The following is a 15851-nucleotide window of genomic DNA, read 5'->3' as shown; positions in this document are numbered from 1 at the left end:
GATCTTGGTTAGCGTTTAGATGACATTGGCCAGCCATGGCTGGCTAGCCAGATGGCGCTCTTCGAAAGCACGGATAGTGTCGGCATGGCGCAGGGTCAGGCCGATATCGTCGAGCCCGTTCATCAGGCAGTATTTGCGGAAGGCGTCGATCTCGAAGGGATAGGAGACGCTGCCATTGCTGGTGGAAATGCGCTGCTGTTCAAGGTCCACCACCAGACGGTAACCGGGGAAGGCCTTGACTTCATTGAACAGATGATCGATCTGTGATTCGGATAAAACGATGGGCAGCAAGCCGCTCTTGTAGCAGTTGTTGAAGAAGATGTCGGCAAACGACGGTGCGATGATGGCGCGGAAGCCATACTGGTCGAGTGCCCATGGTGCGTGCTCGCGCGAGGAGCCGCAGCCGAAGTTCTTGCGCGCCAGCAGTATCGAGGCGCCCTGATAGCGCGGCTGGTTCAGCACGAAATCGGGATTGAGCGGACGCTTGCTGTTGTCCATGCCCGGTTCGCCGTGGTCCAGATAGCGCCACTCGTCGAACAGGTTGGGGCCGAAGCCGGTGCGGTGGATGGACTTCAGGAATTGCTTGGGAATGATGGCGTCCGTATCGACGTTGGCGCGATCGAGCGGTGCTACCAGCCCTTCATAAATCGTAAATTTATCCATGATGCTCTATAAGTGGACGGCAGCGCAGACCTGGCTGCGCGCCGTCATGGGGGTCCGTTTTAATGGCCCGCGGCGCCCTGCACCGCCTGGCCGGCTTTCTGCACATCCTTGCCGATACCGGCGACAGTGTTGCAGCCGGTCAGAGTCAGCGTGGTCATGGCGAGAATAGTCAGTGCGATCAGTTTTTTCATATTGGGGCCTCGTGGGTCGTAAGAGTTCAATTAACGCAGGCTGCGTACGTCAACGAAGTGGCCGGCGATACCGGCTGCCGCAGCCATCGCGGGCGACACCAGATGGGTGCGACCGCCCTGACCCTGGCGTCCTTCGAAATTGCGGTTGGAAGTGGAAGCGCAGCGCTCGCCCGGGTCCAGCCGGTCGGCATTCATGGCCAGACACATCGAGCAGCCCGGATCGCGCCATTCGAAGCCGGCAGCGCGGAAGATCTGGTCCAGTCCTTCACGTTCGGCCTGTTCTTTCACCAGACCGGAGCCTGGCACTACCATCGCCAGTTTGACGTTGGAAGCGCGCTGTTTGCCGCGCACCACTTCGGCGGCGGCGCGCAAGTCTTCGATGCGCGAGTTGGTGCAGGAACCGATGAATACTTTGTCGATGCGGATATCGCTGACGGCGGTATTCGGCTTGAGGTCCATATACACCAGCGCTTTTTCGATCGCGTTACGCTTGACTTCGTCTTTTTCGTGGTCCGGATCAGGGATGCGGCCATCGATGGCCAGCACCATTTCCGGCGAAGTGCCCCAGGTTACCTGCGGCTTGATCTCGGCGGCATTCAGCGTCACCACCAGATCGAAGCGCGCACCGGCGTCCGAGTGCAGCGTGCGCCAGTATTCGACTGCGCGGTCCCAGTGCGGACCAACCGGCGAGAACGGACGGCCTTTGACGTAGTTGATGGTGGTGTCGTCGACGCCGATGATGCCGGCGCGCGCGCCCGCTTCGATCGCCATATTGCAGACCGTCATACGGCCTTCCATCGACAGCGCGCGAATGGTGGAGCCACCGAATTCGATGCAGTAGCCGGTACCGCCGGCCGTGCCGATCTTGCCGATGATGGCCAGCACGATGTCCTTGGCCGTCACGCCGGCCGGTAGCGCGCCGTCGACCTGCACCAGCATGGCTTTGGATTTTTTCTGCAGCAGCGTCTGGGTGGCCAGCACGTGCTCTACTTCCGAGGTGCCGATGCCGTGCGCCAGTGCGCCGAACGCGCCGTGGGTGGAGGTATGCGAATCGCCGCACACCACCGTCATGCCCGGCAGCGTCGCGCCCTGTTCAGGCCCGATCACGTGGACGATGCCCTGACGCTTGTCGTTCATGTTGAAATAGGTCAGGCCGTAGGACTTGGCATTGCTGTCCAGCGTTTCCACCTGCAGGCGCGAAACGGGATCGGCGATACCCTGATCGCGCCCCGTAGTCGGCACATTATGGTCGGCCACGGCCAGATTGGCCGACACCCGCCATGGTGCACGGTTGGCGGCGCGCAGGCCGTCGAAAGCCTGCGGGCTGGTGACTTCGTGCACCAGATGGCGGTCGATGTAGAGGATGGTGGTGCCGTCTTCTTCGGCCTTCACCACGTGGGATTCCCAGAGTTTGTCGTAAAGCGTCTTCATCATATTCGTTGAGTACTGCTACTGCCTGTGTGAGTGATCCACTTCGATTATGCCATATTGTGCAACGCAATAGCGGTCGCTGCGGTCGGCCTCGTGAGCTGATGCAGTTCCGCTTATTTGATACACTTTTTATGACTCCTTTTAAAAAATTCCGTGCTGCAATGAAAAAAAAGCCTGCGGGGTCGCAGGCTTAGTGTCTTACTGGCCCCGCTATCTGCTAGGCCGCCATGCGCACATTGCCTCGACACCCGTCCATCAGGAAGGATAGGCCTACCACTAGCACTAGTTCGCCTTCGGCCGAACGTGCAGTACCGGTAATGCCTTCGACGGCAATGGCAGTCATAGGTTTGATCACGAGGTCGGCTGTGCCGTCCACGGCTTCCACCGCCAGAATATACGGTTGTGGCGCTGCAACAACAATGCCCACTTTCTCGCGGCAGTCTTCGTAACCGAGCGCACCGGCCAGCGAACGCACGGGCAGCGGACGACCCTGATCCTTGAGCACAGGTGCGCCGCCCACTTCCATGAACTCTTCCGGCAGTTCCACCACACGCTGTACCACAGCCATCGGCAGTGCCAGTGCGGCGCCCGAGGTCGAGACCAGCATGGTCGGCACGATCGACAGCTCGATCGGCAGACGGATGGCGAACTTGGTGCCTTTGCCCAGTTCCGATTCGATGTGGATGGCACCGCGGTTTTTCTCCACGGCGGTTTTCACCACGTCCATGCCAACGCCGCGGCCGGACACGCTGGAAGCCACTTCCTTGGTCGAGAAACCGGGCAGGAATACCAGCTGGAAGCAATCGTCGGGCGTCAGCTGGGTCGATTCGGAAATCAGGCCCTTCTGCAACGCCTTGGCGCGCAGTTTGACCGGGTCCATGCCCTTGCCGTCATCCTGCAGCACGATCATCACGCTATTGGCTTCCTGCCAGGCTTTGAGCGAAATATACGACTTGATCGACTTGCCGGCCACCGCACGTTCTTCCGGCGTTTCCACGCCGTGGTCCAGTGCGTTACGCAGCATGTGCACGAGCGGATCGTACAGGCTGTCCACCACCACGCGGTCGACTTCGGTTTCCGCACCCTCGATGGTCAGTTCCACATCCTTGCCCAGATCCTTGGCCAGTTCGCGTACCAGTCGCGGGAACTTCTGGAACAAGCGGCCTACCGGCTGCATACGGGTGGCCAGCGTGGCGCGCTGCAGTTCGGTCGAGTAGCGCGAAGCGCGTTCCAGCGTTTCCGCCAGCGTGGCCATCAGCGTCTGGGCCTGACCTTCAAACTTGAATTGCAGCAGACGTTCGAGCAGCACGGCAGCCTGATTGGCGGCCTGCACGGATTCACCGGCCACTTCCAGCAGCGCGTCGAGCTTGACGGCATCAACGCGAATCGATTCTTCCTTGGCCGGCGCAGCGTGCGGACGCTCGTCGCGCTTCTCGGCAGCTTCGCGCTTGACGGCGGCAGCAGCCGGACCGGAGCCGCTGGCTACCGCTGCTGGCGCAGCAGCAGCAGGTGTGGCGGCAACCGGAGCAGCGGCAGGTGCAGCCACTGCGGCAGCGGCAGCCGGTGCTGGCGCTGCCGCGGCGGCTGGGCGCGTGTAGGTTCCGGGCGGCATCACCGCTTCGTACATGGCATCCCAGTCCAAACCGTTCGCCGTCATGGTCGAGGCATTGCCGTTCACTGGTGCGGCGGCAGGGGCCGGCGCAGCGGCGGCCGGTGCGGAATCAGTCTTGCCGTCGATGGCATCTTTCAGAATGATTTCCAGATCGTGCGGCATGGCCGGCAGCGTATCCGGCTCGACGCCGTTATTCAGTTCGGCCAGTTGGTCGGCTACGAAGCCGGACGCTTGCAGCGCCGCTTCAATCGCCAGCGGCGTGACGGGCGCAGCACCAGTACGCAGCGCATCGAACAGATTTTCTGTCAGGTGGCAGGCAGCAACCAGTGCAGGCAGGCCCATGAAACCTGCACCACCCTTGATGGTGTGGAAAGAGCGAAACACGGCATTCAGTGTTTCCTTATTGTCTGGGTCGCGTTCGAGCTTGAGCAGATGCTCTTCAACGTTGACCGCAAGATCCATCGCCTCGACGACGAAATCCTTGAGCATATCGTCCATTAGAATCCCAGATCAGCAAGCAAGTCGTCAACACTATCCTGGCTCAGCGCAACGGTCGGGGTCGACGGGCCTTGCATCAGGGTCACTTCTTTCGCTGCAATTTTCTCGCGCAGGGCTGGCGGTGCGTTATCACGCAGCAGCATGGCCAGTTCCTGTTCCACGGTCTTGGTGATGATCACGACTTTCTTGATCAGCTGACCGGTAATGTCCTGGAAGTCCTGCGCCATCATGATTTCCAGCAGACGGGCTTTCTCCGCTTCCGTAGCAGCGGAAACGGCCGCTGCAAACGCTTGCGAATCACCGGCCAGTTGCTTGAACTGCTCCTGACTGAGTTTGCCAGCGAACAGGTCGGCCCAGCGGTCTTCCATGTCCTTGGATTTCTTCGACAGGGCATCCTGTTCCGGCATGCCTTCGTCCAGCGTATTGAGTACCTTGTTGGCAGCCTGTTCGGTCAGCGTGGCCACGTATTCGAGGCGGTCCTGCGCATCATTGATCTGCGAGGACGCTTCCGTCAGGGCCTTGTCGTAACCGAGTTCGCGCAGCGAATCGTGCAGCAGACGCACAATCCCGCCCAGGCGTTCAAACATCGGCTTTTCTTCGTCCGGGCCGCCGGCAGGGGCGGCTTCCGCAGCGGCCGGAGCGGCCGCAGGTGCCGCTACTACATCGGCAGGACGCGCAGCAGCTACTTCCTCGAACAGACTCTCTAGATCGTCCTCGGCCGCAGCCGGTGCGGGAGCAGGCGCTGGAGCTGAAGTCTTGCTCTGCGCAGACACTTCATCAAATAATGCGTCGAAATCGTCAGCGGCGTTGGTCATAATCCCTGCTTCTCCATAATTTGTAAAAATGCTGCCCTAAACTTGCTTTACGGGTAATGACTCTCGGCAATATAGTGCACCTGCCTGAGTGTAGCAGGCCACAGCCAGATTATTCAATCCCGTCACAGGGTCGCCTCCCCTGTGCCACGAGTCCAGCCCATGTTTCGTTGTATTTGGTGATACTAACATCGCTTACGGCGACAAAACATGGTTCATGACACAAAAGTAGTGCCCCGGTGCAAAAAAAGCCGCGACTCGGTAGCAAAACCACATCGTCTCACTAGGAAATCTCGCCTTCACTTGATAATCATCAACTCTTTCCATAGTGGCAATAATGTAAATCGGGTCTAGAATAAAGCATGATAGAGCACAGTCACGCAAGGAGGTGGACCATGTACCGCAAAATCCTGATCACCACTGACGGCTCGGCCGTTTCCAGCAAGACAGCCTGCGCCGGCGTCGCCTTCGCCGCCCAGATGCAGGCAGAAGTGCTGGTGCTATTTGTCGCACCGGAATACCAGTATCCGATCTATGTAGAAATCGTGCCGCCCAGCTACCCCAGCGAGGACGATTACCGCGCCGCCATGCTGCAGGCGGGCGAGGAACATACGCGCGCAGTGGTGCAAGCCTGCCAGCAACATGGTCTGCCCTGCCGCAGCATGACGGCCTTCGCCGAACATACGGCGCTGAAAATCGTCGAGGTGGCGGAACAGCAACAGTGCGACCTGATTTTTATGGGTTCGCACGGCCGCAGCGGCTGGGGACAATTGCTGCTGGGCAGTGTTACCAACAAGGTGTTATCCCACACGCGCATTCCGGTACTCGTACACAGGCTGATCAAGGAACCCGATAGCAAGTAAAAAACTGGTAGTCGATTTTTATAGTAAGATTATAAGATTGGCTCAAACATAATAAATCTTACCTAAAATCACTATTCATGATTCGCATAGTCATTGCTGACGACCATACCATCATGCGCGAAGGTCTCAAGCGCATCCTCGACGGCGCGCCGGACATCGATATCGTGGGCGAAGCCATCGATGGTTTCGAAGTGCTGGGCCATGTGCGCCAGGGCGGCTTCGACCTGCTGCTGCTGGATCTATCCATGCCCGGCCGCAGCGGCGTCGACCTGATCCGCCAGATCCGTTCGGAAGCACCCAAACTGGCCATCCTGATCCTCACCATGCACGAAGAGGAACAGTACGCCGTACGCGCCATTCGGGCCGGCGCCCAGGGCTATCTGACCAAGGAAAGTGCCGGCACCCAGCTGGTGGGCGCGATCCGCAAGGTCGCTTCGGGCCGCCCCTACATCAGCACCGGTGTGGCCGAACAACTGGCGCTGAATATCATGGCGCCCAACGAGAGCCTGCTGCACAAGCAGCTATCGGACCGTGAATTCGAAGTGTTCTCGCTGCTGGTGGCCGGCAAGTCCATCACTGAAATCGCCAACAGCCTGCACCTGAGCGTCAAAACCGTCAGCACGCACAAGACGCGCATCATGCAGAAAATGGGCATGAGCTCGCTTTCAGAAATGGTCCAATACGCGGTTGCACACCGCTTGCTCTCGCCTTTCAAGACTTAAATCGCCTTTTTTCTCTTAGGAAAACTCCTACAAGACGGCGTGCTCTCCTACGGCCAGATTCAGCCGTTGCCGATATATCCAGATTGCTTCTGTTGGCATACTGAAATCACTCAGTGCCATGCCATACCACAGGAGATGATCATGCTGTCCACACCTAGCCCCGAACTACGCCCCGCCGGCACCACCAGCCTGCAAGCAGGCGCCATGGAGGCCGGCCGCCAGCGTCAGGGGCGGCTCTGGTCCAATCTCAAGGAGGTGTGCGATCTGCTGCACATTCCGGCCGCGTGCAGCGTGAACACGGAAGAGCTGCTATTCCAGCATGTGCAGTTCAAGACGGGCCAGCGCGTGCACACCATAGGCCAGATTTTCGATACGCTATACATCGTCAACTCCGGTTTCCTGAAGACGGTGCTCATCGACGAGTTCGGTAACGAGCAGGTGCTCAGCTTCCCCATGAAGGGCGATATGCTGGGCGTGGACGGCATCCACACGCGCCACTACTCGTCGGAAGCGGTGGCCCTGTCCGACTGCGACGTGATCCTGCTACCGTTCAAGAAGCTGACGGCGCTGGGGCGCGTGCATCAGGAACTGGAACACCTGATGTATGGCGTGATGAGCCGCGAGCTAGTGCGCGAACAGGCCATGATAGGCATGCTGGGCGCGCTCAGCGCGGAAGCACGGGTGGCGCGCTTCCTGATGTCGCTGGCCGAACGCTTCGCCCAGATGGGCTATTCGCCCAAGCTGTTCAACCTGCGCATGACGCGCCACGAAATCGGCAGCTATCTGGGCCTAACGCTGGAAACCGTCAGCCGCACGCTGTCGGCCTTCAATGAAATCGGCCTGATCAGCGTGGACCAGCGCACCATAGGCATCAAGGACCCGGAAGCGCTGAAAAACCTGCGCCGCTTGCCGCCATCGCGCACGCGCGCCAAACAGCAGGCCGCCGCCAAAGCGCGCAGCAGCGAAAGCGCACTGGCCACACTCTGATCGGGGCCACCCACCGCTTCCCCCAGCCTTGAGCCCGGCAGATCCGGGCTCTTTTTTGCTTCCCCCCCTGTCTGCCAGCCGCGCATGCCGCTACGTGCCGCCAACCGCGCGACGAATCCGCTTGCATTCCGGCGCGCTATCCTCAATAATGAACGCAAATGCGAATCATTCTTATTTGAGGACTCCCCAACCATGAGCCAGACTTTGCCAGCCAGCAGCACCCCAAGCCGCGCCTGCACCACCACACCGCCCGCCGGCCCGGCAGCGGACAGCGCCCGCGCTGTCGCGCCGCGCCGCATCAGCAGCGCCACCCTTATGGGTGAAGGACGGGCGATAGAAATCGAACATGGTGGCCGGGTCTACCAGTTGCGCATCACCCAGCTAAACAAGCTGATACTGACGGCCTAGCGCCGCCGCCCCACTTTCCCCCTCGTCGCCAGCCGCTTCTGCCAGCCAGAGTTTCCCTTTTTTCAGGAGCGATACATGGCCCTCGATCGTTACGACCCTATTTTCATGGCGCCGCCAGCCGGCCCCAATCCCGAGCTGATGCTGTCTGCCGTACTGCATCTGATGTCGCATTACACGGCCCATCACAGCGCCGAGGGTGGCTGCATCAAGCTCGCGTCCGTGATCGAACGCCACCTCAAGGCGCTGGCCAGCCTGCCCGAACTGGCGCCCGTGCTCAGCGCCACCTGCCAGCAGTTGTCGGAACAATGGGCCCATGTGGTGGAACGCCAGTTGCCGCCGCCCGAACGCAGCAGCTTTCTGGCCCGCATCATGACGCGTGCGCGCCACGCGGGCAGCATGGTTTAGGTGCGCCCATGTGCGAACGTCACGCTACCGAAGCGCATGCGATCGCTGCGCCGCTCTGCTCGCGCCGGCGGCGCCTGTGGCAGCTCGACCATAGCTGCCATTGCCCGCTGATAGGTGTCGGCCTGCCGCTGCCCGTGCTGCGCAAGCTGGTCGATAAACTCAGCGGCGGCAAGACGGTCGCCGATGATTACGAAATCCACGTCGCGGCCGTGAGCGAATGCGCCAGCCGCAACCGCCTGTCCGAAGCACTGCAGAAAGAACTCGAGCGCCGCTATGCCACCGTGCTGCTGCGCTACCGCAGCCTCACCAGCACGGAACAGCTATTTGCCAGCTGGCGCGCGGCCATCGCCATGGGCGACGTGGCCGGCGCATTCTGGGCTGCACTGACGCACCCGCGCTGCACGCCGGCGCTGGAACAGCAACTGTGCCGCGATCTGCACATGGTGCAGCATCAAGCGGGCGCCTGCGTCCGCGCCGATCTGGGCAAATTCAATGCGCTGGTGGGTGCCCACGCCCAGCTCACGCTGGACCTCGGCAAAGCCCAGCAACGCGTGGTAGCACTGCAAGCAGAAAAAAGCACGCTGACTGCGCAGCACGAGCACCGCATGATGCAGATGCAGGCCAGCCTGATCGGCAAGGACAGCCTGATAGCATCGCTACAGGCGCAACTGGAACAGCTCAGACTAAACGCCCCCGGAATCGATAGCCGCATACGCCTGACGGCGCGGCTGGAACAGATGGAACAGCAGCAGCGCGCCTTGCGTCAGCAGATCGCCGACCTGCATTTGAGCGCGGCGCGCGCAGCCGATGCTGGAGTGCCGCAGGCAGCCGAGGCGGCACCAGCACCGGCAGCAATGGCGGCCACGGATGCACCGGCGGCCCTGTGCCTGCAGCAGCGCGCCGTGCTATGCGTGGGCGGGCGCAGCGGCAACGTGGCCACCTACCGCACGCTGATCGAAGGCGAAGGTGCGCGCTTCAGTCATCACGATGGCGGGCTGGAAGATAATGCCAGCCGGCTCGATGCCAGCCTGGCCGCCGCCGATCTGGTGATCTGCCAGACGGGCTGCATCAGCCACAGCGCCTATTGGCGCGTCAAGGATCATTGCAAGCGTCACGGCAAACGCTGCGTCTTCATCGACAATCCCAGCATCTCCAGTCTGGCGCGCGGGCTGCAGTTGCACGACGAGGACTGCAAGCGCTAGTAGACATCACGCCGATAGCGTCCGGCCGCCTGCAATGCTTCAAGCGCAGGCGCGCCCAGTCCCGCTTGCAGTGCAGCGTGCACGCCGGCCGCCATGCCTTCCAGACTGCCACACACATAAATGGCTGCGCCATCATCGACCCACTCGCGCAAACGCTGCATCTGCTCGACCAGCACATGCTGCACATAGCGCCGTTCGGCCTGATCGCGCGAATACACCCGATCCAGCTGCGCCAGCACGCCCTGCGCCTGCCACTGCGCCAGCTCGGCGCCATACTGCGTATCGTAGGCGGCATTGCGTTCGCCGAACAGCAGCCAGTTACGCGTCTGCCCTGCCAGCGCACGGGCTTTCAGGTGTGCGCGCAGGCCGGCGATGCCGCTGCCATTGCCGATCAGGATAAGCGGACGGGCCTGATTATCTTCCAGCCGGAAGCGCCGGTGCATGCGCACACGCAGCGCGATGGACTGGCCAGCCTGTACCTGCTGGGTGAGCCAGCCGGAGGCCACGCCATGGCTGCCATCGGCATGGCTATGCAGGCGCACCAGCAAGTGCAAGCTGCCATCCTGCGGTATCGAAGCGATCGAATATTCGCGCGGCCGCTCCGGCTCGGCCGGCGCAGCGATCTGCACCAGATCGCCGGACTGCCAGTCAGGCAAGGTGCCCTGCTGCGGCAGCAGTTCGAGATGATACAGCGGCGCACCCGCGCTACCACTGTTGACGCACTCGCGGCGCTGCAAAGTCCATGCTTCGAATGCGGGCGCGCTCCAGTCGGGCGCATCGCTGGTACCGACCAGATGGCTGAGCTGCTGGCGCCATGCTGCCAGTGCAGCCGCGGCCATACGGTCGACCTCTATGCGGGGAAACAGCGGCTGTGCGCCCTGCTGCTGCAGCCAGCCATCCAGCGCGCGGCCAAAGCCGCAATACTGGCGATAGCTGCTGTCCCCCAGCGCCAGCACACCAAAATGCAACTGCTGCAGCGGAACCGCGGCACCCATCACGCGCGCCACAAAGCCGGCCGCCGCATCGGGCGCATCGCCTTCGCCGTAAGTGCTGACGATGAACAGCGCACGTTCGGCACTCTGCAGCGTAGCAGCATCGAGTTCCGATAGTTCCAGCACGTGCACGGCGATGCCGGCCAACTGCAAGGTGGCAGCCGTCTGCTGCGCCAGTTGTTCGGCATTGCCCGTCTGGCTCGCATGCGCCACGATCCAGCCGGCAGCTTGCGCCGCTGCACGGGCTTGCCGCGCCTGCTGGCGCTTGCGCCGCAGCGGTAAATAGGCGCGCCAGCACAGCAGCGCGTACAGCAGGCCCAGCGTGGCCACCATCAGCCAGCGGGCCGGTTCCAGAGTCCAAATCATCGATCTAACATGCTACTGAAAGCAGAGCTAAGAGTTTCACTAAAACTGCCGTCGGCCTGACGGCACAGCATGCGCGCGGCCAGCCCCTGCTGCTCGGCCAGTTGCAGGCCGGCCTGCGGCCCCAGCACGGTCAGCGCAGTGGACCAGGCATCGGCCGCCATGCAGTGCGGATGGATCACCGTGACGGACGCCAGCGCATTGCTGATCGGCCAGCCGCTACGGGGGTCTATGGTGTGCGCATAGCGCTGGCCATCCTGTTCGAAATAACGCCGGTAATCGCCCGAGGTGGCAACGGCCAGTCCGTGCAGGGCCAGCACGATGGGGACCGGCGCCACTTCATGTGCGCCAGCGGCCGGCGGCTGTTCCAGCGCCACCCACCATGGCTGGCCATCGGGCTTGACACCGGCACCGCGCAATTCGCCGCCCACTTCCACCAGATAGTGCTGATGGCCTTGCGTCTGCAGATAATAGGCCAGCCGGTCGACGCCATAGCCCTTGGCCACGGCCGACAGATCGAGCTGCACGGCCGCAGGCTGGCACACGCTGCGCGTGGCCTTATCCGCCGCCAGCGACAACTGCTGCAGGCTGACACAGACAGCCGCCAGCTGGGCCGGCGTGGGCGCCGTGAAGCCCGCCTCATCGTAGCGACCGGTCGGACCGAAGCCCCACAGATTCACCAGCGCGCCGGCACAGGGGTTGTAGGCGCCGCCCGACGCTTGCGCCACTTCCAGCGCAAACGTCAACACATCGAAAAAGGCCGGCGGCAGCACGTGACGGCTGCCGGCCGGCGCGCGGTTGTAGCGCCCCAGATCGGAGTCCGCCTGCCAGTGGCTCATCTGCGCCACCACATCATCGAGCTGCTGCTGCAAGCCGCGCTGCAGACTGGCCAGATCGGTTCCGGCATCAGCGGCCAGCCGTACCGACCAGCTGGTGCCCATGCTCAGGCCGCGCAGCTCGCGCAGCACCGCCTGTGCGGGCGGCGCCGCATCGCTGATGACATGTGGCAGTAAGACCCGTCGCATGCAGGCTTACTGAGGCAGGATTTCCAGCGTGGCAGCAAAGCTGGCACGGCGCGCCGGCATCGCGGGCGGCTGGCCGGGAGCCGCTGCCGCCACTGCTGGCCACGAAGTGCTGAGCAGATACATGCCGGCCGCAGGCAGCTCGAAGCTGACTTCGCCGTTGGCGTCCGTGGTCTTGCGGATTTCGCCCAGCGTACCGCGATAGCGCACGCCGCCCGGTATCAGGCTCACGCCCTGATTCGCCGCAGGTTTGCCATCGAGCAGGAAGCGCCAGGTGGCCTTCTCGCCGCTGCGCAAATCGTTGGGATGCGTTACCGGCACCAGTTCCAGCCCGCTACCGCTAGGCTTGAACACGGCCATATCAGGCGCACCGGCACTCACATAGGTTTCCAGCCGGCTGTGCGAGCGCGTCAGCTTGACCTCGGTAGCTCCGGCCGGCACATCCTGCGCCAGCGTGGCTTCCGTACTGCGGAAGCGTTTCAGCTCGCCCGCCTTGTCCTTGTAGCTGCCCATCACGCCTTGTGACACCAGCGCGATGCGGTAGGTGCCGGGCTTGGCCAGCTTCACATCGAAAGTATTGCGCAGCTTGCCGTTGCCAATGTTTTCCATCGCAGCCGTGCTGCCGTCCGGCGCCGTGATGACGATGCCATCGAGTTTCAGCGGCTGATGGTCGATATCGAACAGGCCTTCGGAAATGGCAGCATCCACGGTGACCCACGGTTCCTTGCCTTCCACCACAGTCGACGACGGCAGCAGCCATGGCTTATGCGCGTGCGCCTGCACAGCCACCAACGACAGTCCCAGCGCTGCCAGCGCCAGCAGCGACGATTTCATTTTCAGCATCTTGTGTCCTCAGGGTTTCAGTTGTACTACCACGGTGCCCAGCTCTTCCTTGCCTTGTGCGCTCAGGTTCTGCGCGGCTTTAGGCGGCCATTGCAGCGGCACTTTCACGGCTTCGCGGCCACCGGCTTCGCGCGCTGCCTCCACCACCAGCGTGTACTGGCCGGCCGGCAGTTTATCGAGCGTGGCTTTGGCGGCAGGGAAAGTCAGCGTGTGCTCGCCCGGTGCACGGGTCGCGCCCGACACGCCATCAAGCGGCAGCTCCAGTTCGCGCCCGGCCTTGCGCCACCACTGGCGCAAGTCCTTGACCCATTTAGTGCCGGCATTGTCTTTCTTGCGGGTGTCGTACAGCACACTCAGATTGGCCACCACTTTCTGGTCCGAATTTTCCAGCCAGGCAGCCAGATAAGGGCGGTGGTATTCGGCCACATTCAGCTGTGGCAGTTCCAGTTTGAGCGCCAGATCCGCGCCCATGGCCGAGGCACTGGCCAGCGGCAAGCTCAGCGCGATGGAATACTTTAATTTCATGGATGACCCGTATAGAAAAGAGGGAATCGATTAGTGGATAAACAGTAAAGCTATAACAAAAGGAATCAGCATGCCCAGCCCGACCACCGGCCAGGTGGAAGGACGATGGGCTGCATGGAGCTTCAAAATCAGCAGCCCGGTCAGGCAGAACACCAGACAGGCGACAGCAAACAGGTCGATAAACCAGTTCCACACGCTGCCCGTATTGCGCCCCTTGTGCACATCGTTGAGCCAGGAAATCCAGCCGCGATCGGTGTTCTCGAACTCGGCACTGCCCTCTTCCAGCGCAAAACGCACCCACGCGTCGCCGCCAGCCTTGGGCAGGGCCAGATACACTTCATCGGCGGCCCATTCGGCCGGACGGGCGCCGGCCTGCAGCTTCCAGGTGTCGCGCAGCCATTGCTCGGCACTGGCCGGCAGCGGCTGTTTGGCGCCATCGTGCTGTTCGGCATAGACACGTAATTGATCTAGCAGCGGTGCTGGCAGGCTGGCTTGCTGGCGTTGCACCACAGGCTTGGCTTCGATCTGGCTGGCGTGGTTCAGGGTAATGCCCGTGATACTGAACAGGAACATCGCCAGCAGGCAAAGCGCAGAACTGATCCAGTGCCACTGGTGCAGATGTTTGAGCCAGAAGGCACGGCTGGCGTTACGTTGAGGGGCTACGGCGGTTTCAGTCAATCTCGGTTCTCCTGGCTACTCATCAAATGATAATGATTATCATTTGCAATGTCAAACCACATTAGCCTGAAACTGTAGCATTGCAATGTGACACAGTAGCGTTACGGTAGTCGCGAGACGAAAAAAAACCCTGACGGCCAAGCCGTCAGGGTTACGCTCACTACGCGGATCAGAGATTAGGTTTTGCTGCCCGAGCGACCGCCAGACGAGCCCCCGGAGGAACTACCTGAGGAACCGCCCGTCGAGCCGCTACTACCTTTACTGCCACGGCCCGTGTCGTCATCGCTACTGCCGCGGCTACCGCCACTGCCACTTTGCGACGAGCCGCCGGAGCTGCTCTGGCTGCTACGGCCATCGTTCTTATGGCTCATGCTGCCAGCGCGCCGTGCTTCTTCCGAGGTGAACTCGTGGGCCGTGCCCTTCTCGTGTGCAGCACGACCGCCTTCCGCAGCAATTTCACGCTGCTGATCAGGGTCCATGGAAGCGAAACCGCGTTTGCTGGTATCGCTCTGCTGGCTACCGGACTTGTTATCGCTTTGCTGACTACCCGACTTGTTATCGCTTTGTTTGCTACTGGATTCGTTGTTCTGGTTCGAACTTGCCATGATGATCTCCTTTGAAACTGTAGTGTTGCCTGTTGTGCTGCCAGACCCTGCTTGCGACACAGGAGCAGTCATCGTAGTTCACAGCCAGTACACACAGAATAGGACTCGACCAGAAGGCCCTGTAGGAGTAGTCCCGCGTTAGCTGTCGGGTTCGATCAGCGCGGACAGGAATGCAAGATGGTCATCATGCTGCGGTGAAAATATCACCCGTTCCTTGCCTACGCGCAGCATAGGCTCCAGCAAGGGCGGCAAAGGCAGACTGGTGCGCAGCGCCGCTCGGGCTGGCGGCACTGGAGGCAGGGGCAACAGCGTGACTAGGCGTTTTTTGCGGGCAGGCATGTGCACTCCTCAAGGTTGCGCCGGACATCCGCCTCCGGACCCAGTTACCAGCCTAGCGCGCATGGTCCGCGGTTGCCATCAGAAGACGCTGAGTCACGGGGTAGGAAGATTACCGGTGCTGTCCGCGCACCACCGGCCAGGCCCGGCTTTTCCTATTCGCAGGGCGGCATAGGCTGCTGCATGGCAGCCTGCATTTCTTCCTGCGATACGTCGCGGATATGCGTGGCCAGCGACCAGTGATGACCGAACGGGTCCGTCACCTGTGCATAGCGGTCACCCCAGAACATATCGGCCGGCTCCATGCGCGACTGTGCACCTGCAGCCAGTGCCTGCGCGTAAGCGGCATCCACATCGGCCACGCTCAGATGCAAAGTAACAGGACTGCCTTTCAGCGCCTTGGGCCCCAGCCCGCCATACTCGGGAAAATCATCGGCCAGCATCACCACCGAATCGCCGATCTGTATCGAGGCGTGCATCAGCCGCCCTTCCTTGCCCGGCAGCCGCATAATCTCGCGCGCATTAAAGGCCTTGGTATAAAACGCCAGCGCATCGGCAGCGCCTTCGCATACCAGATGAGGTGTGACACTATGCAATTTCGGCTGTTCCATGACCATCTCCTCGCAAACAGTGGGTGGGAAACGCTACTTTACACCGTGCTGGCGCCAGCACGTTTGAATTCCCGCCTGCCTT

At 61.6% G+C, this 15851-nt stretch carries 19 protein-coding genes; 6 read left to right on the top strand and 13 right to left on the bottom strand.

All coding sequences use genetic code 11. From position 1 onward, the window contains the following. Nucleotides 1–15: 15 nt before the first annotated feature. The 5 genes from leuD to GM655_RS04425 form a co-directional block, all read right to left on the bottom strand. On the bottom strand, nucleotides 16–663 hold the full coding sequence (gene leuD / locus GM655_RS04445) for a 3-isopropylmalate dehydratase small subunit (protein WP_155433380.1): 648 nt from the start codon (nucleotides 661–663) through the stop codon (nucleotides 16–18). A gap of 59 nt (nucleotides 664–722) precedes the next feature. Beyond that, nucleotides 723–854: an entericidin A/B family lipoprotein gene (locus GM655_RS04440; protein WP_155433379.1), complete on the bottom strand. Its 132-nt coding sequence runs from the start codon at nucleotides 852–854 to the stop codon at nucleotides 723–725. Between the two features lie 30 nt (nucleotides 855–884). Then, entirely contained in the window at nucleotides 885–2288 is a 1404-nt protein-coding gene (gene leuC, locus GM655_RS04435) for a 3-isopropylmalate dehydratase large subunit (RefSeq protein ID WP_155433378.1), read from the bottom strand. A gap of 214 nt (nucleotides 2289–2502) precedes the next feature. Then, the gene (locus GM655_RS04430; RefSeq protein ID WP_155433377.1) at nucleotides 2503–4395 is read right to left on the bottom strand and encodes a chemotaxis protein CheA; all 1893 of its coding nucleotides are present in this window, start codon (nucleotides 4393–4395) and stop codon (nucleotides 2503–2505) included. Then, nucleotides 4395–5210 carry a protein phosphatase CheZ gene (locus GM655_RS04425; RefSeq protein ID WP_155433376.1) on the bottom strand — a complete coding sequence of 272 codons (816 nt, stop codon included), beginning with the start codon at nucleotides 5208–5210 and terminating at the stop codon, nucleotides 4395–4397. Before GM655_RS04425 ends, GM655_RS04430 begins: the two co-directional genes overlap by 1 nt. Nucleotides 5211–5602: 392 nt before the next feature. Between GM655_RS04425 and GM655_RS04420 the strand changes: the two genes are divergently transcribed. From GM655_RS04420 to GM655_RS04395, 6 genes are all read left to right on the top strand, one after another. Then, nucleotides 5603–6070, top strand: coding sequence for a universal stress protein (locus GM655_RS04420; RefSeq protein WP_155433375.1), 468 nt, complete (start codon nucleotides 5603–5605; stop codon nucleotides 6068–6070). 77 nt (nucleotides 6071–6147) lie between these two features. After that, nucleotides 6148–6792: a response regulator gene (locus GM655_RS04415; RefSeq protein WP_155433374.1), complete on the top strand. Its 645-nt coding sequence runs from the start codon at nucleotides 6148–6150 to the stop codon at nucleotides 6790–6792. A 204-nt stretch (nucleotides 6793–6996) separates the two neighbouring features. Further along, the gene (locus GM655_RS04410) at nucleotides 6997–7779 is read left to right on the top strand and encodes a Crp/Fnr family transcriptional regulator (protein ID WP_155434126.1); all 783 of its coding nucleotides are present in this window, start codon (nucleotides 6997–6999) and stop codon (nucleotides 7777–7779) included. A gap of 192 nt (nucleotides 7780–7971) precedes the next feature. Beyond that, a complete protein-coding gene (hemP, locus tag GM655_RS04405) occupies nucleotides 7972–8187 on the top strand; it encodes a hemin uptake protein HemP (RefSeq protein WP_155433373.1) in 216 nt (71 codons plus the stop codon). Between the two features lie 75 nt (nucleotides 8188–8262). Continuing rightward, nucleotides 8263–8592, top strand: coding sequence for a hypothetical protein (locus GM655_RS04400; RefSeq protein WP_155433372.1), 330 nt, complete (start codon nucleotides 8263–8265; stop codon nucleotides 8590–8592). 8 nt (nucleotides 8593–8600) lie between these two features. Continuing rightward, nucleotides 8601–9794: a DUF2325 domain-containing protein gene (locus GM655_RS04395; protein WP_155433371.1), complete on the top strand. Its 1194-nt coding sequence runs from the start codon at nucleotides 8601–8603 to the stop codon at nucleotides 9792–9794. Here the strand turns inward: GM655_RS04395 and GM655_RS04390 are convergent. From GM655_RS04390 to GM655_RS04355, 8 genes are all read right to left on the bottom strand, one after another. Then, on the bottom strand, nucleotides 9791–11152 hold the full coding sequence (locus GM655_RS04390; RefSeq protein WP_155433370.1) for a sulfite reductase subunit alpha: 1362 nt from the start codon (nucleotides 11150–11152) through the stop codon (nucleotides 9791–9793). The two genes, GM655_RS04395 and GM655_RS04390, sit on opposite strands and share 4 nt — an antisense overlap. Beyond that, complete coding sequence (locus tag GM655_RS04385) at nucleotides 11149–12174, bottom strand: FAD:protein FMN transferase (protein ID WP_155433369.1); 1026 nt, start codon at nucleotides 12172–12174, stop codon at nucleotides 11149–11151. Before GM655_RS04385 ends, GM655_RS04390 begins: the two co-directional genes overlap by 4 nt. Before the next feature lie 6 nt (nucleotides 12175–12180). Beyond that, nucleotides 12181–13014: a DUF4198 domain-containing protein gene (locus GM655_RS04380; protein ID WP_229632365.1), complete on the bottom strand. Its 834-nt coding sequence runs from the start codon at nucleotides 13012–13014 to the stop codon at nucleotides 12181–12183. Nucleotides 13015–13023: 9 nt separating this feature from the next. Beyond that, nucleotides 13024–13539: a DUF2271 domain-containing protein gene (locus GM655_RS04375; RefSeq protein WP_155433368.1), complete on the bottom strand. Its 516-nt coding sequence runs from the start codon at nucleotides 13537–13539 to the stop codon at nucleotides 13024–13026. 30 nt (nucleotides 13540–13569) lie between these two features. Further along, on the bottom strand, nucleotides 13570–14217 hold the full coding sequence (locus tag GM655_RS04370) for a PepSY-associated TM helix domain-containing protein (protein ID WP_155433367.1): 648 nt from the start codon (nucleotides 14215–14217) through the stop codon (nucleotides 13570–13572). A 176-nt stretch (nucleotides 14218–14393) separates the two neighbouring features. Further along, nucleotides 14394–14822, bottom strand: a complete 429-nt coding sequence (locus GM655_RS04365) for a KGG domain-containing protein (protein WP_155433366.1) — start codon at nucleotides 14820–14822, stop codon at nucleotides 14394–14396. Nucleotides 14823–14960: 138 nt separating this feature from the next. Next, a complete protein-coding gene (locus GM655_RS04360) occupies nucleotides 14961–15161 on the bottom strand; it encodes a hypothetical protein (RefSeq protein WP_155433365.1) in 201 nt (66 codons plus the stop codon). A gap of 152 nt (nucleotides 15162–15313) precedes the next feature. Then, nucleotides 15314–15769 (bottom strand): VOC family protein, encoded by a 456-nt coding sequence (locus GM655_RS04355; protein ID WP_229632364.1) that lies wholly within the window; start codon nucleotides 15767–15769, stop codon nucleotides 15314–15316. Nucleotides 15770–15851: the final 82 nt, after the last annotated feature.

Source organism: Pseudoduganella danionis, assembly GCF_009720775.1.
Taxonomy (GTDB): Bacteria; Pseudomonadota; Gammaproteobacteria; order Burkholderiales; family Burkholderiaceae_D; genus Rugamonas; species Rugamonas danionis.
The sequence above is the reverse complement of the archived record's forward strand: the minus strand, read 5'-3'. Positions and strand labels throughout refer to the sequence as shown.